19 protein-coding genes and 1 riboswitch are annotated in these 20,427 nt (G+C 72.7%); of the genes, 11 read left to right on the top strand and 8 right to left on the bottom strand.

All coding sequences use genetic code 11. The features are described from left to right. Positions 1–198 precede the first annotated feature (198 nt). Positions 199–687, top strand: coding sequence for a helix-turn-helix domain-containing protein (locus SMA5143A_RS15770; RefSeq protein ID WP_107463544.1), 489 nt, complete (start codon positions 199–201; stop codon positions 685–687). Positions 688–863: 176 nt separating this feature from the next. Here SMA5143A_RS15770 and SMA5143A_RS15765 read toward each other — a convergent pair whose 3' ends face one another. Then, positions 864–1,397, bottom strand: a complete 534-nt coding sequence (locus SMA5143A_RS15765; RefSeq protein WP_107463543.1) for a peptidoglycan-binding domain-containing protein — start codon at positions 1,395–1,397, stop codon at positions 864–866. 524 nt (positions 1,398–1,921) lie between these two features. Between SMA5143A_RS15765 and SMA5143A_RS15760 the strand changes: the two genes are divergently transcribed. The 3 genes from SMA5143A_RS15760 (at position 1,922) to SMA5143A_RS15745 (ending at position 6,234) form a co-directional block, all read left to right on the top strand. Continuing rightward, a complete protein-coding gene (locus SMA5143A_RS15760; protein ID WP_181361870.1) occupies positions 1,922–3,205 on the top strand; it encodes a helix-turn-helix domain-containing protein in 1,284 nt (427 codons plus the stop codon). 992 nt (positions 3,206–4,197) lie between these two features. Then, positions 4,198–5,187 carry a malate dehydrogenase gene (locus tag SMA5143A_RS15750; RefSeq protein WP_107463541.1) on the top strand — a complete coding sequence of 330 codons (990 nt, stop codon included), beginning with the start codon at positions 4,198–4,200 and terminating at the stop codon, positions 5,185–5,187. Positions 5,188–5,385: 198 nt separating this feature from the next. Further along, the gene (locus tag SMA5143A_RS15745; RefSeq protein WP_107463560.1) at positions 5,386–6,234 is read left to right on the top strand and encodes a hypothetical protein; all 849 of its coding nucleotides are present in this window, start codon (positions 5,386–5,388) and stop codon (positions 6,232–6,234) included. 15 nt (positions 6,235–6,249) lie between these two features. Here SMA5143A_RS15745 and SMA5143A_RS15740 read toward each other — a convergent pair whose 3' ends face one another. Beyond that, positions 6,250–7,404 (bottom strand): FAD-dependent oxidoreductase, encoded by a 1,155-nt coding sequence (locus SMA5143A_RS15740; protein ID WP_107463540.1) that lies wholly within the window; start codon positions 7,402–7,404, stop codon positions 6,250–6,252. Positions 7,405–7,525: 121 nt separating this feature from the next. Here SMA5143A_RS15740 and SMA5143A_RS15735 point away from each other — a divergent pair, with 121 nt between their 5' ends. Beyond that, positions 7,526–8,314, top strand: coding sequence for a TetR/AcrR family transcriptional regulator C-terminal domain-containing protein (locus SMA5143A_RS15735; RefSeq protein ID WP_107463539.1), 789 nt, complete (start codon positions 7,526–7,528; stop codon positions 8,312–8,314). Positions 8,315–8,360: 46 nt separating this feature from the next. On the opposite strand, the gene SMA5143A_RS15730 is transcribed toward SMA5143A_RS15735, so the two are convergent. Further along, the gene (locus SMA5143A_RS15730; protein ID WP_107463538.1) at positions 8,361–9,656 is read right to left on the bottom strand and encodes an epoxide hydrolase family protein; all 1,296 of its coding nucleotides are present in this window, start codon (positions 9,654–9,656) and stop codon (positions 8,361–8,363) included. Between the two features lie 63 nt (positions 9,657–9,719). Between SMA5143A_RS15730 and SMA5143A_RS44995 the strand changes: the two genes are divergently transcribed. The 4 genes from SMA5143A_RS44995 to SMA5143A_RS15705 all read left to right on the top strand — a co-directional run bounded on the left by SMA5143A_RS44995 (position 9,720) and on the right by SMA5143A_RS15705 (position 14,318). Continuing rightward, on the top strand, positions 9,720–10,973 hold the full coding sequence (locus SMA5143A_RS44995; RefSeq protein WP_258193550.1) for a helix-turn-helix transcriptional regulator: 1,254 nt from the start codon (positions 9,720–9,722) through the stop codon (positions 10,971–10,973). Between the two features lie 107 nt (positions 10,974–11,080). Continuing rightward, positions 11,081–11,458 carry a hypothetical protein gene (locus SMA5143A_RS15715; protein ID WP_107463537.1) on the top strand — a complete coding sequence of 126 codons (378 nt, stop codon included), beginning with the start codon at positions 11,081–11,083 and terminating at the stop codon, positions 11,456–11,458. 21 nt (positions 11,459–11,479) lie between these two features. After that, a complete protein-coding gene (locus SMA5143A_RS15710; RefSeq protein ID WP_107463536.1) occupies positions 11,480–12,664 on the top strand; it encodes a glutathionylspermidine synthase family protein in 1,185 nt (394 codons plus the stop codon). An 86-nt stretch (positions 12,665–12,750) separates the two neighbouring features. Further along, a riboswitch (ZMP/ZTP riboswitch) is annotated at positions 12,751–12,838 on the top strand. Positions 12,839–12,869: 31 nt separating this feature from the next. After that, entirely contained in the window at positions 12,870–14,318 is a 1,449-nt protein-coding gene (locus SMA5143A_RS15705; RefSeq protein WP_107463535.1) for a glycine hydroxymethyltransferase, read from the top strand. Positions 14,319–14,720: 402 nt separating this feature from the next. Here the strand turns inward: SMA5143A_RS15705 and SMA5143A_RS15700 are convergent, their stop codons facing one another. From SMA5143A_RS15700 to SMA5143A_RS15690, 3 genes are all read right to left on the bottom strand, one after another. Further along, positions 14,721–15,479 (bottom strand): hypothetical protein, encoded by a 759-nt coding sequence (locus tag SMA5143A_RS15700; RefSeq protein ID WP_107463534.1) that lies wholly within the window; start codon positions 15,477–15,479, stop codon positions 14,721–14,723. A gap of 117 nt (positions 15,480–15,596) precedes the next feature. After that, positions 15,597–16,508 (bottom strand): hypothetical protein, encoded by a 912-nt coding sequence (locus SMA5143A_RS15695; RefSeq protein ID WP_258193544.1) that lies wholly within the window; start codon positions 16,506–16,508, stop codon positions 15,597–15,599. Then, the gene (locus SMA5143A_RS15690) at positions 16,495–17,178 is read right to left on the bottom strand and encodes an RNA polymerase sigma factor (RefSeq protein ID WP_107463532.1); all 684 of its coding nucleotides are present in this window, start codon (positions 17,176–17,178) and stop codon (positions 16,495–16,497) included. The genes SMA5143A_RS15695 and SMA5143A_RS15690 overlap by 14 nt, the downstream gene beginning before the upstream one ends. A gap of 100 nt (positions 17,179–17,278) precedes the next feature. On the opposite strand from SMA5143A_RS15690, the gene trpS reads away from it, so the two are divergent. Together trpS and SMA5143A_RS15680 are read left to right on the top strand one after the other, a co-directional pair. Further along, positions 17,279–18,292, top strand: a complete 1,014-nt coding sequence (trpS, locus tag SMA5143A_RS15685; protein ID WP_107463558.1) for a tryptophan--tRNA ligase — start codon at positions 17,279–17,281, stop codon at positions 18,290–18,292. A 163-nt stretch (positions 18,293–18,455) separates the two neighbouring features. Continuing rightward, positions 18,456–19,037, top strand: a complete 582-nt coding sequence (locus SMA5143A_RS15680; RefSeq protein WP_107463531.1) for a 2'-5' RNA ligase family protein — start codon at positions 18,456–18,458, stop codon at positions 19,035–19,037. Between the two features lie 104 nt (positions 19,038–19,141). On the opposite strand, the gene SMA5143A_RS15675 is transcribed toward SMA5143A_RS15680, so the two are convergent. Next, positions 19,142–19,897 (bottom strand): decaprenylphospho-beta-D-erythro-pentofuranosid-2-ulose 2-reductase, encoded by a 756-nt coding sequence (locus tag SMA5143A_RS15675; RefSeq protein ID WP_107463530.1) that lies wholly within the window; start codon positions 19,895–19,897, stop codon positions 19,142–19,144. A 49-nt stretch (positions 19,898–19,946) separates the two neighbouring features. Further along, positions 19,947–20,141 (bottom strand): hypothetical protein, encoded by a 195-nt coding sequence (locus SMA5143A_RS15670; RefSeq protein WP_107463529.1) that lies wholly within the window; start codon positions 20,139–20,141, stop codon positions 19,947–19,949. Between the last annotated feature and the right edge of the window lie 286 nt (positions 20,142–20,427).

Genomic DNA, 20,427 nt, shown 5'->3' with positions numbered 1-20,427 from the left:
CCACCCGGCGACGACGCCGGCACCCGCAGGTCATCTTCGCGTGCGTGCCACCCCCGAAGCCCGCCGCGCGCCCTTCGCGCTCCGGCACGCCCTGCCGTCGCCCCACGCGCCCGAGCCGGTGACCGTGCCGACGGGAACCGGTCCGCACACGGTCGTCGTCACTTGCTCAGACCCCCGACCGAGCCCAGGAGGCAGTCGATGAGCGCCTGGCAGCCGCTGCCGGACGGACTCCCCCCGGAGGTGCAGCACTTCGTCGAGCAGATGCGGCTGCTGAAGGACCGCACGGGGCTCAGCCTGGTCGCCCTCGGCGCGCGCACCGCGTACAGCAAGTCCTCCTGGCAGCGCTACCTCAACGCGACCCAGCCCCCGCCCCGCCAGGCCGTCGTCGCCCTGTGCAAGGTCGCCGGGGAGGACGCCGAACGCTTCGGGGTGCGCTGGGAGCTGGCCGTACGGGTCTGGCCGCGCCCGCCGGCACCGGCGGTGCTCCCGGACCCGTCGTCGGCCGGCGCGGGGGCGGCGGAGGGGGAGGCGTACGAGGACGACCCCACGCTGCCCTGGTGGGACGCCCCGGCCGAGGATCCGGCGCCACGCCGGCCGGGCCGTGTCGCGCTCTACGCCGCGCTCGCCGTCCTCGCCGCCCTGGTCCTCGTCGTTGCCGCGCTGCTGGGGGCCGCCACACTGTCGTGACGGCCCCTCGACGAGGGCGGACGGCAGCTCCGCGGCAACCCGGCGGCAGCCCGGCGGCCATCCGGTGGCAGCCGGGCGGCCATCCGGTGGCAGCCGGGCGGCCATCCGGTGGCAGCCGGGCGGCCATCCGGTGGCAGCCGGGCGGCATGGTGCGGTTCCGCCGGGCCGCCCCGACCTCAACTGCGCCAGTCGTACGCGGCGAGCTTCCACTTCGAGCCGACCCGGACGTAGTACTTCCCGTCGAGCCGCTTGAAGGTCACCTGGTTCACGGTGCCCGTGTACGTGACGAGGCCATCGGCGTACGGCCCGTCGAGGAAGCCGTCGGCCTGCCCGAAGGTCTCCTGGCCGACGATGCCGTCGATGTCCTCCAACTCCTCCCGCGCCTGCCAGTACTTCGTCGCCGAGCGCGTCTTCCAGCCGAAGACCCCGTCGATGTCCCACGGGGTGAAGGTGTGCAGAGTGCCGCCGGAGTCCTTCCACTTGGCGCCGTCGGCGTAGAGCACGCTCTGCCACAGCCGGGTCGCGTTGCTCCTGGAGTGGCTGTTCACGGACAGCGTGCCCTCGTCGCCCCAGTCGTTGTACGCGGCGCCCGAACCGTCGACGACACGCGGCCCGGAGGCCGTGGCGAGCGGAGCGGCGGCACCGAGCGCGAGCCCGGCCGAGGCCGTCACGGCGGCGGCCGCGAGCAGCAGCCTGGCTTTGAGTTGCATGTGATCCCCCTGGTCCCGCTACGACCTTGCGAATGACCGTCCGACCGTCACCGACGCACAGGACGCCGGTGCCACTCCCGTAACCGTGTTCGACGCGAGTGGCCGTGTCTGTGTGGTGATCGGGTCGATGTGCTGACGAGTTCGAGGATTTACCGACGATCGGTTCGGCGCCAGGGCTAACGTGAGCTTTTGGGACGGTCCGGGACGGCCCGCGCGGGGATCTGTCATTCCGTCCGGAAGGCCGGGATGGCGGTGGGACACTGGACCACGGACCGGCGGGGGGCGCGCGAGGGGGTGCGCCCAGCCCGAAATGCTCCCGCACGCCCCTTTTTTCGGGAACTGGCATCCCGGCCGGGCGCATCCCCATGGGTAGGCCAGAACGGGGTGCGAAAGAGGGCCTCGGGCTCGGGCTCGGGCTCGGGCTCGGTCACGGACCAGGATCAGCGAGGGCATCATGCGCGGCACACGGATAGTCGGCACGGGGGGCATGGACAGAGACGCTCGGGGGGAAGAGGGGGGAATCAATGCCTCGTTGGAGGGCCTTGCCGGATGAACTCGATCCACAGGTCAAGGAGTTCGCGAGTCAGCTGCGCAGACTCGTCGACCGCGGTGGGCTGAGCATCGCCGCGGTGGCCGACCGTACGGGCTACAGCAAGACGTCATGGGAGAGGTATCTCAACGGAAGACTGCTCGCGCCGAAGGGCGCGATCGTCGCGTTGGCCGAGGTGACCGGCACCAACCCCGTCCATCTGACGACCATGTGGGAGCTGGCCGAGCGAGCCTGGAGCCGCTCGGAGATGCGCCACGACATGACCATGGAGGCCATCCGTATCTCCCAGGCGCGCGCCGCGCTGGGCGAGACCGGGGGCCAGGCGATCGTCAAGGGCGGCCAGAACGCCAGGGCGGGCCGGAGCGTGACGGCGACACCGGGTATCGCGGGTCCGGCGGGCGTCTCGCCGACGGTTCCGCCGCAGCCGCGGGGACCGGCGGAGGAGCGCACGTCCCGTCCGTCGCACGGAAGTTCGGCCTCGTCGTCCTCTTCCTCTTCCTCTTCCTCTTCCTCGTCGTCGCGGTACGGCGGCGGGCCGGGGGCGGCCGCGAGTGCCCCCCGCGTCAACTGGGGTGCCGCCTCGCCCTCGTCCGCCTCGGGTTCGGCCGGAACGCCGTCCACTCCGCCGACCCCGTCGGTCTCTTCGGCGTCCTCGGCGTCCTCGGCGTCGGCGGCCCGCGCGGGTGGTGGCGCGGCGGCTCCGTCCGGTGTCTTCGGTCCGCCGCCGGGCGGCACGGGCCGTCCCGACAGCGGCGACTCGGGGGCCGGGCGGCGCGTGACGATGTTCCTCGCGGGAGCCGTGGGGGCGCTCGTCGTGATCGCGGCGGCGTTCTTCCTCACCCAGGGGGACGGCGGGAGCGAGGCCGATGACAAGCCGCCGGCGAACACCTCGACCGGGGCCGGCGCGGACCCCGACCTCCCGGCCGGCGTCAAGTGCGCGGGGGCCGACTGCACCGGCAAGGACCCCGAGACCATGGGGTGCACGACGGGTGTCGTGAAGACCGCGGACGAGGCCACCGTCGGCACGGCCCGGGTAGAGGTCCGCTACAGCGAGAACTGCCGCGCGGCCTGGGCCCGCATCACGCTGGCGGCCCAGGGCGACAAGGTGCGCGTGACGGCCGGCAAGGTCAAGCAGACAGCGGCGGTCGCGGAGCCCGGCGAGAACATCGCGTACACGTCGATGGTCGCGGTCAAGGACGCGGGCGACGCCACGGCATGCGTGACCCTGGCAACGGGCGAGGAGGGCTGCACGAACTGAGCGGCCGACGGGGTGCAGGGGGCTGAGCGGCCGACGGGGCCGGATGGGCTGAGGGGCCGACGGGGCGCACGGGGCTGAGCCGCCGACCGGGCCGGACGGGGCTGAGCGGCCGACGGGGCCGGACGGGGCTGAGCGGCCGACGGGGCCGGACGGGGCTGAGCGGCCGACCGGGTCGGACGGGGCTGAGCCGCCGACGGGGTCGGATGGGCTGAGGGGCCGACGGGGCGCACGGGGCTGAGCCGCCGACCGGGTCGGACGGGGCTGAGCGGCCGACGGGGCCGGACGGGGCTGAGGGGACCGACGGGGCCAGGGGCCGGATGGGCTGAGGGACCAGAGCGGCTGGCGGACAGGGTGCCCGGGCGGCGCAGGGCGCTGCCCGGCCCAGGTGTCGGGCGATTGGCGTGCCCGGCCGACGGGCGGGGCGGCTGCCGCTCTTGCCCACGAGCCTCAGAGAGGCCGTCCTGGACGGCTGTTGAAGGCGGTTCCGGAGGGCCGGGACGGGCCGCCCTCGGGCGTGCCGCACGCGCGCGGTCGGCGGCCGGGAGGCGGGACGGTCGACGGGCCGGCCTCGCGCCCGAACGGCAACCCCCACGGGCCACGCCCCCGGACGGGCAACCCCCTCCGATTCCGTGACCGGGAGTGATCACGGGCGTCCTCAAAGTAGTCGGAAACCGGGGGGCATGCCTTCCGGTTGTCTGGGCAGGCGGAAGGTACCCCCACGGGAGTCCGGCCCGCCCGGGAGATTGGTTTCTCCCGGCCCGGCACCCCCACCGGCGGCCGCCGTGGTCCACCCCCCCCTCGGACCCGGCGGCCGCCTTTTCTTGTTGGGTCGGCGCGCCAGGGGCGGGCCGTGTGTGGTGGGCCACACGAACCCGGCCGTCGGGGATCCTGGATGCGCGATAGCCTGACCACCGATCTCTCTTGACGCCAAGAGATCGATCAAACGTCCGGGGCAGGGACGCCCCACCGCCAGCTGTCATACGGAGAACGCCATGACCCGCACTCCCGTGAACGTCACCGTCACCGGCGCGGCCGGCCAGATCGGTTACGCCCTGCTCTTCCGCATCGCCTCCGGCCAGCTGCTCGGCGCGGACGTGCCGGTCAAGCTCCGCCTGCTGGAGATCACCCCGGCGCTGAAGGCGGCCGAGGGCACCGCCATGGAGCTCGACGACTGCGCCTTCCCGCTCCTCGCCGGCATCGACATCACGGACGACCCGAACGTCGCCTTCGACGGCGCCAACGTGGGCCTGCTCGTCGGCGCCCGCCCCCGCACCAAGGGCATGGAGCGCGGTGACCTGCTGGAGGCCAACGGCGGCATCTTCAAGCCGCAGGGCAAGGCCATCAACGACCACGCCGCGGACGACATCCGCGTCCTGGTCGTCGGAAACCCGGCCAACACCAACGCCCTCATCGCCCAGGCCGCCGCGCCGGACGTACCGGCCGAGCGCTTCACCGCGATGACCCGTCTGGACCACAACCGCGCGCTGACCCAGCTGTCGAAGAAGACGGGCGTCCCGGTCTCCGAGATCAAGAAGCTCACGATCTGGGGCAACCACTCCGCCACCCAGTACCCGGACATCTTCCACGCCACGGTCGCCGGCAAGAACGCCGCCGAGGTCGTGAACGACGAGAAGTGGCTCGCCGAGGACTTCATCCCGACCGTCGCCAAGCGCGGCGCCGCCATCATCGAGGCCCGCGGCGCCTCCTCGGCCGCCTCCGCCGCCAACGCCGCCATCGACCACATCTACACCTGGGTCAACGGCACCGCCGAGGGCGACTGGGCCTCCATGGGCATCCCGTCCGACGGTTCGTACGGTGTGCCCGAGGGCCTCATCTCCTCCTTCCCGGTCACCGTGAAGGACGGCAAGTACGAGATCGTCCAGGGCCTGGAGATCAACGAGTTCTCCCGCGCCCGTATCGACGCCTCCGTCAAGGAGCTCGATGAGGAGCGCGAGGCGGTCCGCGCGCTCGGCCTCATCTGAGCCGTTCCAACACGCCGTTGCCCCCGCCGTCGCCCCTTAGGCGGGGTGTCACGGTCCCATAGCGGGCTCGCACAGGCTCTGTCCCGGTTTCGCCCGGGACGGGGCCTGTCGGCGTTTACGCCGCTATCGTCGTCAAACGCGTTCACGCGCACGCGCGTCGACGCAGTCGTGAACGCCCGCGACGGCAAGGGGGACTTGATGGCGCGCTGGGATCCGACAACCGGACGCTGGGTGGAGGACCCGCCCGCACCCGTGAACGTGTGGCGTATGGCCCTGGTGATCGCCCTCGCGGCCCTGCTGGGCGGCGGCGCCGGCCTCGGCGTATGGACCCTGGTGGGACCGGACGGCGACACCAAGAACCGTACGACCGCCGCGCACCCGTCCTCGCCGACCCCGTCACCCTCCGCCCCGGAGGCGGGCGCGAAGGGCGGCAGCGACACCGGCCAGGACTCGTCCGGCGGCGTGGATGGGGGGACGGGCGGATTCACGAGCGGGGGCGCGGGCGGAAGCGGTGACGGGAGGGGTGACGGGGACGGTGGCGGGGGCACGTCCGGGGCGTCCGGCGGGACCTCGGCCGACGCCGCGCCCGGCTATGTGCGCTCCGAGGACCCCGCGGGCTTCACCGTCGACGTCCCCGCCGGCTGGACCCGCACGGCGAAGCAGCCCGAGGGCAAGCCGGCGGTCGTGACGTACGAGTCCCCGGACGGTACCCGGGTCCTCCAGCTGTTCGAGGTCATGGAGGAGAGCCCCGCCGCCTCCATGGACGATGCCGAGAACGCGAACTACGGCTTCGCCCGACTCCCCGGCTACCGCGTCCTCGACCGCTCCGAGGAGGACGTCTACTCCGAGGTCGTCTACCGCTTCGACGGCGAGAGCGGCGCCGGCCCCCGCCGGGTCGTCGACCACCGTTTCCTGGCCCCCGACGGCCAGCCCTACGGCGTCCGCTTCAGCGCCCCCGAGTCGACCTCCCTCACCGACCTCCGCGAGCCGGTCACCAACGCGGTGACCTCGCTGTGCCCGACGGGCGCGACCTGCGTACGGGGCTGAACGGCACCGGGCCGCTCAGCCCCGCCCGTCCTTCTCGTGCTCCAGGAAGGCCCGCAGCAGCCGGGGAGCCGTGTTGTTCTCGGAGTCGATCTTGTGCAGATCGGCCCCCTCGAAGGTGGGCACCTCGGCGCTGCGCGTGAACATGGCCTGCTCGTAGGCGGTGAGCGCGGCCTCGATGTCGTCGGGGTGCGCGGCCAGGGCCTTGCCGAGTTCGGCGCCGTCGAGCATCGCCAGGTTGGCGCCCTCGCCGTTGGGGGCCGTGAGGTGGGCGGCGTCGCCGAGCAGGGTCACGCCCGGCACCCGCTCCCAGCGGTGGCCGGTCGGCAGGGCGTGGTGGGAGCGCAGGACCGGCGCGGTGTCGCTCTCGGTGATCAGCGCGGTGAGTTCGGGCGCCCAGCCCGCGAACTCCCGTGCGATCCGCGCGAGGGCCGCGTCGCCCTCGGTGAAGTCGACGGCGTCGAACCAGTCCTGAGGCCTGCTCAGCGCAACATAAGCGTGAAGGGTGTCGCCGCCCTCCCGGTGGGCGAAGATCTCCAGGCCCGGCGCGGGCGCCATCATGAACCCGCCGCCCACCGCTTTCGCGGCGGCCGGATGCCGGGTGTCGGCCTCGAACAGGTAGGTCTCGACGAACGACGTGCCCACGTACTCCGGTTCGGCGGGGGAGAGCAGGGGCCGGACCCGTGACCACGCGCCGTCCGCCCCGACCAGCAGACCGGTGGTGACGGTGTCGCCGTCGGCGAACGCCACCTCGAAACGCCCCTCGCCGAGGGCGCGGGTGCCGCTCACCTTGCGACCCCACCGGACGGTGCCGACCGGCAGCGAGTCGAGCAGGATCCGCCTCAGTTCGCCGCGCTGGACCTCCGGACGGCCCCCGGTGCCGTCGTCGGGCCTGTCCAGCAGGACGGTCCCGTCCGTGTCGAGGAGCCGCATCGCCTGGCGGCCCTCCAGGACGATCGCGCGGAACTCGTCCGTCAGGCCGGCCAGGTCGAGGGCGCGCTGCCCGTCGTGCTCGTGGATGTCGAGCAGCCCGCCCTGCGCGCGGGCCGAGGGGGAGGGCTCGGCCTCGTGAACGGTGGCCGGGATGCCGTGGAGGTGCAGGACGCGGGCCAGGGTGAGGCCGCCTAATCCGGCGCCGATGATCGTGACGGGGGTGGGCGTGGTGGTCGTCATGGTGGTTCCTCCGCACGCGAGTCGGCCGACCGCGAGGTGGCGATCGGTTCTGGTACGCCGTTCCATCATGGAGCGGCGTTCCAACATTGGAACAGCGCTCCAGGCATGTCAAGATGACGGCATGGCAACGCGGACGCGCCGGTCGCAGCGGCGCACAGAGGCGCTCTCCCGTGAACGCATCGTCGAGGCGGCGATCGAACTGCTCGACGCGGCGGGCGAGGGCGGACTGACGTTCCGGGCGCTGAGCGAGCGCCTCGCCACCGGACCGGGGGCGATCTACTGGCATGTGGAGAACAAGGGGGAACTGCTCGACGCCGTGACGGACGCGGTCGTCGCCGACGCCGTGGCGGGCGGGGCGGTTTCGGGGGCGGCCGGGGCGGGCGAGGCGGGCGGAGAGGCCTCGGAGGCGACTGGGGCGGTTGGGGCGCTCGGGGCCGGTGGGCTTCCGGGGGCGGCTCGCGACGGGATCCGGGCTGTCGCGCTCGGGTTGTTCGACGCGATCGAGGAGCACCCGTGGCTCGCGACGCAGCTGGCGACGCAGCTCTCCCGCAGCCCCTGGGGGACGGTGGCGCCACGCCTCTTCGAGAGCATCGGCCGGCAGGTCCGCGCGCTGGGCGTACCCCAGGACAGCTGGTTCACGGCGACCTCGGCCCTGATGCACTACATCCTCGGCGCCGCCGGCCAGAACGCCGCGAACAGCGCGAGCTCCCGCGCACTGCCGCCCGACGTGGACCGCGACCAGTTCCTCGACACCGTGTCGACGGCGTGGGAGGAACTCGACCCCGACGAGTACCCGTTCACCCGGTCCCTCGCCCCCCAGCTGCGCGGGCACGACGACCGTGAGCAGTTCCTCGCCGGGATCACCCTCATCCTCGCCGGCATCACCGTGGTCCACCCGCCCGCCGGATAGCCGCCTTCATCGCCTCATCGCCTCATCGCCTCATCGCCTCGTCGCCTCAGCGGGCGACCGACGGCACCTCCGTCCCGCCGCGCCGCACCGTCCGGAAGAACGCCCGTACGTCGGCGATCAGGGCCTCCGGCGCCTCCAGGGCGAGGAAATGACCACCTCGGTCCAGCTCCGTCCACCGCACGACGTGGTGGTCACGCTCGGCCCAGCGCCGGACCGTCACATCATGCGCGGAGACGAGCACGCCGGTGGGCACGCGATGACCACCGGCCGCCTCCGCCCACTCGCTCGCCCCGTCCGCTTCCCACGCCGCCCCGTCCCAAGCGCCGTCCGCTGCCCAGGCGTTCGCGGAGATCTCCTCGTAGTAGACCTGGGCGGCGGAGGCGGCGGTGCCGGTGAACCAGTACAGCGAGACGTTCGTCAGCAACCGGTCCCGGTCGACACTGTCCTCGGGCAGTCCGTCCTCCGGGTCGGTGAGTTCCTTGAACTTCTCGACGATCCAGGTCAACTGGCCCACGGGCGAGTCGGTCAGGCCGTACGCCACGGTCTGCGGGCGCTTGGAGTTGCACCGCAGATAGCCGTCGTTGAAGTCCTGCATGGCCTGCCAGCGCCGCTGCTCCACCTCGCTGAGGCCGTCCGTCTCGACCTCCGCGCTCACCGGGAAGGCGATCATGGCGTTCACATGGACGCCGATCACCCGCTCCGGGGCCTGCTTGCCGATCTCGGGGGCCACCCAGGAGCCGGTGTCGTAGCCCTGCACGCCGTAACGGCCGTAGCCGAGACGGGACATCAGCCCGGCGAGAACACCGGCCATCCGCGCCGCGTTCATACCGGGGCCCGCCAGCGGCGTGGAGAAACCGAACCCTGGCAGCGACGGGACGACCAGGTGGAACGCGTCCGCCGGGTCGCCACCGTGCGCCCGTGGGTCGGACAGCGGCCCGATGACGTCCAGGAAGTCCACGACGGAGCCGGGCCAGCCGTGCAGCAACAGCAGCGGCGTGGCGTCCGGCTCCGGCGAACGCACATGGAGGAAGTGCACGTTCTGTCCGTCCACCGTCGTCGTCCACTGCTCGTACGAGTTGAGCAGCGCCTCCTGGGCCCGCCAGTCGAACCCGGTACGCCAGTACTCCGAGAGTTCCCGCGCATAGCCCACCGGCACGCCACGGCTCCAGCCGACACCGGGCAACTCGTCGGGCCACCGCGTGCCCGCGAGCCGCGCGCGGAGATCGTCCAGCTGGGGTTGGGGGATGTCCACGCGGAAGGGCCGCAGGGCTTGATCCGTGGGGTGCGCGGGCGTGGCGGGGGCGTCCTGAACGGCGTGTGCGCCGGGAATGGGCTTCGTCATGGCAGCGACGCTAGGGACCGGTTAGGTCACCTACGGGCCTAAGGACGCGGCAGTCTCGTGACCATGCTGGAGACCTCCGGGCGGCTGCTGAGACTGCTCGCCCTGCTACAGACCCACCGCGAACGCGACCGTTCCGGCGCGGAACTCGCCGAGCACCTGGGTGTCAGCCGCCGCACGCTGCGCCGCGACATCGAACGGCTGCGCGACCTCGGCTACCCCGTGCACGCCACCCGGGGCGCCGCGGGCTACCGGCTCGGCGCCGGGGCGAGTCTGCCGCCACTGCTGCTGGACGACGAGGAGGCCGTCGCCGTGGTCGTCGGGCTGCGCACGGCTGCCGACGGTACGGTCGCGGGCATCGAGGAGGCCTCGCTGCGCGCCCTCAGCAAGCTGGAGCAGGTGCTGCCCTCTCGGCTGCGGCACCGGGTCACCACCCTCCACACCGCCACGGTGCGGGCGGGGGCCGCACCGGCCCCGAAGGTCTCGCCGGACACCCTCATGACCATCGCCGAAGCCTGTCGCCGCCGCGAACACCTCCGCTTCACCTACACGACCCCGCACGTGCCCAGCCCCGACGCCGCCGAGCCGCCGGTGCCGTCGACCACCGCGGGGGTGGGGGACGGCTCGGGGGACGACGGGTCCGACCCAGGGGTGCTTCGGGCGGACCGGGCCGGGGCTGGTGGTGAGGACCGGGCCGGGGCTGGTGGTGAGGACCGGGCCGGGGTTTGTGGGGGCGATCGGGCCGGGGTTCGTGGGGCGGACCGAGCCGGGTCCGGTGACGCACCCGCCGTCCGCCGCGTCGAGCCGTACAACCTGGTCAGTTTCGACCGGCGCTGGTATCTGGTCGCCTGGGACCTCGACCGGGCCGACTGGCGGACCTTCCGGGTCGACCGGCTCGTCCCGCGCACCCCGACCGGGCCCCGGTTCGCGCCCCGGCCGATCCCCGAAGGGGACGCGGCGACCTATCTGGCGCACCGCCTCTCCTCGCGGACCTGGCCCGTCCGTGCCACCGTCACCCTCCACGAACCCGTGTCCGCCGTCGCGGACAGGGTGTGGCCCGGCATGGGGGTCCTCGAACCCCTCGACGACCGCAGCTGCCTGCTGCACCTGGGCGCCGACACCCCACGGGACCTCGCCTGGATGATCACCTCGGTGGACGCGGACTTCAGCCTCTCCGCGGACGCGCCCCCGGAACTCACCGAGGCGCTCCGCACCCAGGCGATCCGTTGCCTGTCCGCGTCCCGTGCCCCGCGGGCGGCCTCCCCTCCCCGCACCCACCCCGCGCCGTTTGGCCGTGGCCTGAACCGATCACTAGTCTGAGCGCTGATAAAGCCCGGATAAGCCGGGTGCCGAGCGCCGGGCGCTGCGGGGGGTCCCCTGCGTACCGGCCCCGCTCGGCCGAGGACACCAGCCCGACGGGGGAGCACATGGGAGAGCAGCGCAGGCGACTGCGGTCCAGCACGGTCGTACTCGGTGGGATGGGTGTCGTCGCCGCGGCCCTCACCTCCTGCGGATCCGACCCGGACCGCCGGTGCGTGGACCGCGACAGCTACGACGTCGCCAACGGCTACAAGATCATCGCCGACAAGAACTGCAACTCCGACTCCGGCTCCTCCGCGTCGTACGGCAAGAACCGCAAGACCAACAGCAGCGGCAACCGCAGCCAGCCCGGCACGGTCGACGCCGCCTGGTACTACGACGCCGACGTCACCGGCAACCGGGCCGACTACGGCACCTTCAGCCGCAGCGAGGCCGTCGACCGGGACGGCTTCGGCTGCTCCGGCTCCGGCTCCGGCGGCGGCTGACCCCGCCCGGGAGACAGAGCCATGGAACGCCGCACCATCGAACCCCGGCCCGGATGGCAGCAGACGGTGGAGGAGCAGGGGCTCATCTACCCCCTGACCCGCTATCCGGACGACTCCCTGCGCCCCTACTGGGACGAGAGCGCCTACTACGTCTTCACGCTGCCCGAGGTGGAGGCGCTGGAGGAGGTCGTCGAGGAACTGCACACCATGTGCCTGGCCGCCGCCGCGCACATCGTCGAGCACGACCGCTTCGCCGACCTCGGCATCACCGACCCGCGCCTCGCCCGACTCGTCGCCGAGGCGTGGCGCCGGCGCGCCGAACTGCCGTCCGTCTACGGCCGCTTCGACCTGCGCTACGACGGCACCGGCCCCGCCAAGCTGCTGGAGTACAACGCCGACACCCCGACCTCGCTCGTCGAGGCGGCCAGCCCCCAGTGGTTCTGGATGGAGGAACGCTTCCCGGGCGCCGACCAGTGGAACTCCCTCCACGAACGACTCGTCGACGCCTGGAAGAAGCAGGCCCACCTCCTCCCGCCGGGCAGCCCCCTGTACTTCGCGCACACCGCCGGCGACGAACTCGGCGAGGACCTGATGACCGTCGCCTATCTGAAGGAGACCGCCGAGCAGGCCGGGCTCGACACCGACTGGATCTCCATGGAGGACATCGGCTGGGACCGCCTCTCCGAGCGCTTCGTCGACAAGAAGCTCCGCTTCATCCGCAGCATCTTCAAGCTGTACCCCTGGGAGTGGCTCACCACGGACCGCTTCGCCCCGCACGTCCTCGCCACCCTCGACAACGGCGGCGGCACCGGCACCACCCTCTGGATCGAGCCCGCCTGGAAGATGCTCCTCAGCAACAAGGCGCTGCTCGCCGTCCTCTGGGAGCTCTACCCCGGCCACCCCAACCTCCTCCCCGCCTATCTCGACGGCCCCCGCGAACTGGCCGCCACCGACGGCTACGTCTCCAAGCCCCTCCTCGGCCGCGAGGGCGCCGGTGTCACCGTCCACGAGCCCGGCAGCGCCCCGGTCCTGCGCGAGGAACCCTCCTGCTACCAGGGGTTGGCGCCCCTGCCGGCCTTCGACGGCAATCGTGTCGTCCTCGGCGCCTGGGTCGTCGGGAACGAGTCCGCCGGCCTCGGCATCCGGGAGTCCTCCGGCCTGGTGACCGACGAGTACGCCCGCTTCCTGCCGCACGTCATCCTGTGACGCCCGTGGAGCCCCGGCCGTCGGTCTCCGAGTCGTTCGAATGGTGGACGTCCGGGTCTGCCGCTCGACGCCGCCCGATAAGGTGATCGACGGGCCGTGACTGGCGCGCTGGGATGGGACGGACCATCGGGGAGCGGCCCGGGAAGATGAGTGCCGTGCGCCTGGGCCGTACCGTGAACGCTGAACGCAACGTCCGGAGGTCCCCATGTCAGCCGAGCCCTTCTCCACCGAGTCCACCGCCTTCCGCTCCGCCCTCGACGTGATCCGCGCCGTCGAGCCGCGCGTGGCCGACGCCATCGGCCAGGAGGTCGCCGACCAGCGCGAGATGCTCAAGCTGATCGCCTCCGAGAACTACGCCTCCCCGGCCACCCTCCTGGCCATGGGCAACTGGTTCAGCGACAAGTACGCCGAGGGCACCGTCGGCCGCCGCTTCTACGCCGGCTGCCGCAACGTCGACACCGTCGAGTCCCTCGCCGCCGAGCACGCCCGGGAGCTGTTCGGGGCCCGCCACGCCTACGTCCAGCCGCACTCCGGCATCGACGCCAACCTCGTGGCCTTCTGGGCCGTCCTCGCCGACCGCGTCGAGGCCCCCTTCCTGGAGAAGGCCGGCGCCCGGCAGGTCAACGACCTCTCCGAGGCCGACTGGGCCGAGCTGCGCCAGGCCTTCGGCAACCAGCGCATGCTCGGCATGTCCCTGGACGCCGGCGGCCACCTCACCCACGGCTTCCGCCCGAACATCTCCGGCAAGATGTTCGACCAGCGTTCCTACGGCACCGACCCCGCCACCGGTCTCATCGACTACGAGGCCCTGCGGGCCTCCGCCCGTGAGTTCAAGCCGATGATCATCGTCGCCGGCTACTCCGCCTACCCCCGTCTCGTGAACTTCCGGATCATGCGCGAGATCGCCGACGAGGTCGGCGCCACGCTCATGGTGGACATGGCGCACTTCGCGGGCCTCGTCGCCGGCAAGGTCCTCACCGGCGACTTCGACCCGGTGCCGCACGCCCAGATCGTCACCACGACCACCCACAAGTCGCTGCGCGGCCCGCGCGGCGGCATGGTCCTGTGCGACGACTCCCTCAAGGACCAGGTCGACCGCGGCTGCCCGATGGTCCTCGGCGGCCCGCTCCCGCACGTCATGGCCGCCAAGGCCGTCGCCCTCGCCGAGGCCCGCCGGCCCGCCTTCCAGGACTACGCGCAGCGCATCGTCGACAACTCCCGCGCCCTCGCCGAGGGCCTGATGCGGCGCGGCGCCACCCTGGTCACCGGCGGCACCGACAACCACCTCAACCTGATCGACGTCGCCACCTCCTACGGGCTCACCGGCCGCCAGGCCGAGGCCGCGCTGCTCGACTCCGGCATCGTCACCAACCGCAACGCCATCCCGGCCGACCCGAACGGCGCCTGGTACACCTCCGGCATCCGCATCGGCACGCCCGCCCTGACCACCCGTGGTCTGGGCACCGCCGAGATGGACGAGGTCGCCGGCCTCATCGACCGCGTCCTCACCACCGCGACGCCCGGCACCACCAAGTCGGGCGCCCCGTCCAAGGCCCAGCACGTCCTCGACGCGAAGGTCTCGGACGAGATCTCCCGCCGCGCCACCGACCTCGTGTCCGGCTTCCCGCTGTACCCGGAGATCGACCTCGGCTGACCCTGCCGGAAGTCGGCCGTCGGCCGCCGGGCCCCGGGACCCCGGATGCGGGGAGTCGCACCCCGGACCCTGGGGGAAGCCGGAAGGCCGGGTCCCGGATGTCGGCCGCTGGCCGCCGAACCCGGGACCTGAGCCCCGGCTGGCGGAGCCCGAACTGCGGGGACGCCGGACGCCGGGGACCTCGGACGCGGGGAGTCGGACCCTGGGGAAGCCGGAAGCTAGGAGCCTGGCCCCGGTCGGCGCAAGCCGGGGAGCCGGAGGCCGGACCCTGGAGCGGGGAGCCGGACCCCGAGGACCCCGGACCCCGAGGACCCCGGAAGCGGGGAGCCGGACGCCATTCGCCGGAGGCGTACGCAGGACGTCGCTCGTCGTGGTCGCGACGGGCGGCTGCCCCTTCGGCGGTCAGGTGTCGAGTAGTTCCTGGCGGGGCCCTCGCGGTCCGGTGGCCCGTCGGGCCGCCGCGCGGTGCAGCAGCACCGTGACGGTGGAGCCCAGGGCCGCGCCCAGCGCCAGGGCGGGTATCGCCCAGCGGGCCTGGTCCGCCAGGCCCGCTTCGCTCGCGCTCCCGGCGTCGCCCTCGTTGGTCGCGTCGCTCCCCGCACCGGCCGTGCCCGGTGCCGGGGGCGACGGCAGCTCGCCCCGCGCCGTACCGGCCGACTCCTCGCCCAGGACTCCGAGCCAGGTCAGCACCTGCCGCAGCTCCTCGGAGTCCTTCGCCTTGTGCCAGACGCCGTGGCTCTCCGCTGCGGCGTCCGTCCCCGGGTCGCCGGCGCTCGTCGTCGTGTGGATCCAGACGTCCTTCGTGCTGGGCAGGCTCGGGTACACCCGGTCCATACGCCATGGGCTCACGTCATGGATCATCCAGGTGACATTGATCATGTCGTCCGACGCCTCCGCCAGCTCCTCCTCCGGCATCGGAGGCTTGCCCCGGCCGCCGTCGAGCCCAAAGGCGGCCGGGCCCATGAGCTCCTGAAGGCGTATGTATGCCTTGTCCGTGCTGTACAGCGAAGCCGTCCGCCTGCTGGTCGGCGAGGCCAGCAGCACGCTGGTCGGTCCGCCCGCCGCCGAGGGCGGCGCCCCCAGCAGCACCAGGGCCAAGGCCGTCAGTAAAGCCGTCAGCAACGCGCCGACGGTCGCCACCAGTCGTCGTGATCCACGCATCCGACACCCCCGATCGGAAGCGGTGCGGTCCGCCCGCACGCGCAGTGTCATTCCTGGTACACCGCTCGCGCCGCCGGGGTTCCCACTTCCACCGGACCGATCCGTTCTCCGAGCCGATCACCTCACTGACCGGGCGATCTTCTGGGCCCGGACCTTGGAGTCCACGCCCTCCAGACGGAGGGTGAAGTCGCCCTTGTGCACCCACAGCAGCGTCGGCCCCGCCGTGCGCTCGGAGCGGGTGAAGCGGGAGCCGTCCTCGGAGCGCATCCAGAAGCTCAGCTGATGCGCCCTGGGGAACCACAGCACCTCATACCAGCCGGGGCCCAGCTCGACCCACTCGACGTCCTGCTCCCCGGCGACGGTCTTGGCGTACTCGGGCGCCAGCCGGGCCGCGTACTCGTCGAGCCGGATCACCCGCCCCCGCTCCCGCCAGCACAGGGTGATCACGGAGCGGCCATGCGGAGCCCCGGTCACGGACACCGCGTCCGGCGCGCCCAGCGCCTCGGGCACGAGTGGAGTGAACCCGGCGCGCCGCCCGGCCTCGGAGAGCGGCACCGGGTCCGGGCAGCCCGGCACCCTCGCGCCCGGCGAAGGCGTCGCCGACGGGTCGTACCGCACCTCGACCCCACCGAACCGGAACCAGTCGGCCACGGCCGCCCGCACCGGGGGAGTGAGGACCAGGGCGGTGAGCAGCCCGCACAGCGCGGCGGTCAGCGCGCGCCACCGGAGCCGCAGCCACCGGCGCACCGCCCACAGCCGCCCACGGACCACCGGCGGCTCGGCCACCGGTGTCGGCACCTGCTCGGCGAGTATCTGCCGCAGGACCCGCTCGACCATGGTCTCGTCCCCGCCGTCCCCGCCGTCCCGGTCGCCGGTCGGCCGGTCCAGCGACCGCCCGAGCGCCCGCAGTTCCGCGGGCAGCCCCGGCCCCGCCACCCGACGATCACGCCGAGTGCCGCCCCCGCCGGAGGTTTCGCCCCCCACCCGAGACTCCCCGTCACCCTCCCCGGCCCGCTCACTCACCCTCATCACCCCCTCTCCTCCAACCTCTCAGTCCTCTCCGGCCCTTCTGCTCCCCCTGCTCCCCCTGCTCCCTCAGCTCCCGCCGGTCGAGGGACGCCCCCGGGTCGAACTCGGGCAGCAGACGCCCCAGCTTGCGCAGGGCGCGGCTCAGGCGGGACTTGACCGTGCCCCGGGGCCAGCCGAGGGCGGCTGCCGTCTCCGGTTCGTCCATCTCCAGCAGATAGCGGTACGTGACGACCAGCCGGTGCTCCTCGCTGAGCTGCTCCAGCGCGCCCAGCAGGGCGACCCGGCGCTCTATCGCCAGCGCGGCGACCGCCGGATCGGCCGCCGGTGGTATCAGCGGCTCGGCCTCCACGAGGGCCGCCTCACGGTCGGCCAGGGACCGCTGACGTCCGGCTGTCCGCACTGTGTTCCTCGTCTCATTGGCCACGATCGACAGCAGCCACGGCCGGAACGCGGCCCCGTCCCGGAAGCGGCCGAGCGAGCAGTACGCCTTGAAGAAGGCCTGCTGCACCACGTCCTCCGCGTCCGGACCGGCGCCGAGCGCCCGGGCCGCCCTCAGCGCGATGCCCGTGTGGGCGCGCACCAGGTCCGCGTACGCCTCCGGCTCTCCGGCGCGTACGCGTGCGATCACCGCGGCCTCATCGACGATGCGGCCCCCCTCCCGCGTTCTCACAACAGGGGTACACCGCCCGGGCCCGATCGGTTCCCACTCGGGTGCCGTCTGTTTCCGGTACGTTCCGGAACGGGTCCCGATACCTGAGAGAATGGTGAGCATGGCCTCTGACCGACCCCGTGTGCTCTCCGGAATCCAGCCCACCGCAGGCTCGTTCCACCTCGGCAACTACCTGGGCGCCGTGCGCCAATGGGTGGCTCTGCAGGAGTCCCACGACGCGTTCTACATGGTCGTCGACCTGCACGCGATCACCGTTCCGCAGGACCCCGCGGACCTGCGGGCGAACACCCGGCTCGCCGCCGCGCAGCTGCTCGCCGCCGGTCTCGACCCCGAGCGGTGCACCCTCTTCGTCCAGAGCCATGTCCCCGAGCACGCCCAGCTCGCCTGGGTCATGAACTGCCTCACCGGCTTCGGCGAGGCCTCCCGCATGACCCAGTTCAAGGACAAGTCCGCCAAGCAGGGCGCCGACCGTGCGAGCGTGGGCCTCTTCACGTACCCGATCCTCCAGGTCGCGGACATCCTGATGTACCAGGCGAACGAGGTGCCGGTCGGCGAGGACCAGCGCCAGCACATCGAGCTCACCCGTGACCTCGCCGAGCGCTTCAACGGCCGCTTCGGCGAGACCTTCACGATCCCGAAGCCGTACATCCTCAAGGAGACGGCGAAGATCTACGACCTCCAGGACCCCGCGATCAAGATGAGCAAGTCGGCGTCGACCCCCAAGGGGTTGATCAACCTGCTCGACGATCCGAAGGCCACCGCCAAGAAGGTCAAGAGCGCGGTCACCGACACCGACACCGTGATCCGCTACGACGCCGCCGAGAAGCCCGGTGTCAGCAACCTGCTGACCATCTACTCGACCCTCACCGGGACGAGTGTCGCGGAACTGGAGCAGAAGTACGTCGGTAAGGGCTACGGTGCGCTCAAGACGGACCTCGCCGAGGTCATGGTCGACTTCGTGACGCCCTTCCGGGAGCGCACCCAGCAGTACCTGGACGACCCGGAGACGCTCGACTCGATCCTGGCCAAGGGCGCGGAGAAGGCACGCGCCGTCGCCGCGGAGACGCTCTCCCAGGCGTACGACAGGGTGGGATTCCTGCCCGCCAAGCACTGAGTCGCACCACCCGGTCGGCCGCGCGCCGATCGCGCCACCGGTAGCGCTGTACATCACTCCGGCCGCGCCTGCCCGGAACACCGCCGTGGCCGTACAGTCGATAGCCGGTGGCGCGTCACGACAGACGAAGACACGGACGCATGACACGACGACAGGAGACGACGTGGGGACCGTAACGATCGGTGTGTCGATCGCGGTCCCGGAGCCCCACGGCAGCCAGCTCCAGGAGCGGCGCGCGGGCTTCGGCGACGCCGCTGCTCACGGCATCCCCACGCATGTCACGCTGCTGCCGCCGACGGAGGTCGAGGAGACCGAGCTGCCGGCGATCGAGGCGCATCTCATCGGGGTCGCGGCCGCCGGCCGGGCGTTCCCGATGCGGCTGGCCGGCACGGGCACCTTCCGGCCGCTGTCGCCCGTGGTGTTCGTCAAGGTCGTCGAGGGCGCCGAGGCGTGCACCTGGCTGCAGAAGCAGGTCAGGGACGCCTCGGGGCCGGTGGCGCGCGAGCTGAACTTCCCGTACCACCCGCACGTCACCGTGGCCCACGGCATCGCCGAGGAGGCGATGGACCGGGCGTTCGAGGAGCTCGCCGGGTACGAGGCCGAATGGCCCTGCACCGGCTTCGCGCTCTACGAGCAGGGCGCCGACGGGGTGTGGCGCAAGCTCCGCGAGTTCGCCTTCGGCGGCTCGGTCGTCCCCCCGCAGGCGGGCGCCCCGATCGGCGACACCACACTCCCCACCCACTGAGAACGCACCGAAGAACCCCCTGAGAACCCCCTGAGAGCCCACTGAGGCCGGGCGCCCCCAGGTTCTCCCGCGGCAGCCGGCCCCGTGCAGGGGCAGCCGGCGCCCTACAGCGGCAGCCGGCGGAACAGCGGCCTCGGCACATGACGGAGCGCCGTCATCACCAGCCGCAGTGCCCCGGGCACCCACACGGTCTCCGAGCGGCGCCGCAGCCCCAGCTCGATCGCCGTCGCCACCGCCTCCGGAGTGGTGGCGAGAGGCGTCTCGGGACGGCCCGCGGTCATGCTCGTGCGCACGAAGCCGGGCCGGACGACCATCACATGGACGCCGGTGCCGTGGAGAGCGTCGCCGAGGCCCTGGGTGAAGGCGTCGAGGCCGGCCTTGGCGGAGCCGTAGATGAAGTTCGAGCGGCGGGCGCGCTCGGCGGCCACCGAGGACAGGACGACGAGCGAGCCGTGGCCCTGCGCCTGGAGGGCCCGCGCGCAGACCAGGCCGGCCGACACGGCACCCGTGTAGTTGGTCTGGGCGACGCGGACGGCGGCCACCGGGTCGCGTTCGTCGTGCGCCTGGTCGCCGAGCACGCCGAAGGCGAGGAGCACCATGTCGATGTCGCCCTCGGCGAAGACCTTGCCGAGGATCGTCTCGTGCGAGTCGGGGGCGAGGGCGTCGAAGGCGATGGTGTGCGTCTCGGCGCCGAGGCCCCGCAGATGGGCGGCGGCCCTCTCCAGGTCGGGCGAGGGGCGTCCGGCGAGCCAGACGGTGCGGGTGCGGCGGGCGATCAGCCGGCGGGCGGTGGCGAGCGCGATCTCCGACGTACCGCCGAGGATCAGCAGCGACTGGGGGGTGCCGAACGCGTCCTTCATGACAGCTCCTGAGCGACTGGGAAACGGGGGGCGGGTCGCGGTACGGGCGTTACGGGCCCAGGCGGCGGGCCAGGTCCGACACGCCCACGCCGTCGAGGTCCAACTCGCGGCGCAGCGCCCGGAACTCGAGCGGACGGGGGTACATCACGGCCGGCAGTTCGGGGCGCAGCCGGGCACCGGGAACGACAGCCGGCCGGGGGCGCGGGGTGGTGCGGCCGGGGGAGGGGGCGGCGTTGGCTGGCATGCGCGCGACCGTATCGCCGTGAAAGCCAAGGACTCCGGTGTGTCCGGCCGCCTTCCCGGGCGCCTCACCGAAATGGGTGATCAAGGGGGTGTCGTTCAAGATCGCCGGAGTTCTCGGGTGGCCGCCCGGAAGCGTGGCATCACAGGAGCACGGCGCGCGCTGACTCCGGGCCGGACTCACGGGCGCCGTCTGCGGCGCCACCGCCCGGTCGCCTCGGGCCAGGTCCCCGCGCCGGTCGCCGCCGCCTGGCTCTGCCCCCGTACACCGCAGCCCTGCTGAGTGCGAG

This window comes from Streptomyces sp. MA5143a (assembly GCF_900290235.1).
Lineage (GTDB): Bacteria > Actinomycetota > Actinomycetes > Streptomycetales > Streptomycetaceae > Streptomyces.
This window is presented reverse-complemented; position numbering and strand designations above follow the sequence as displayed.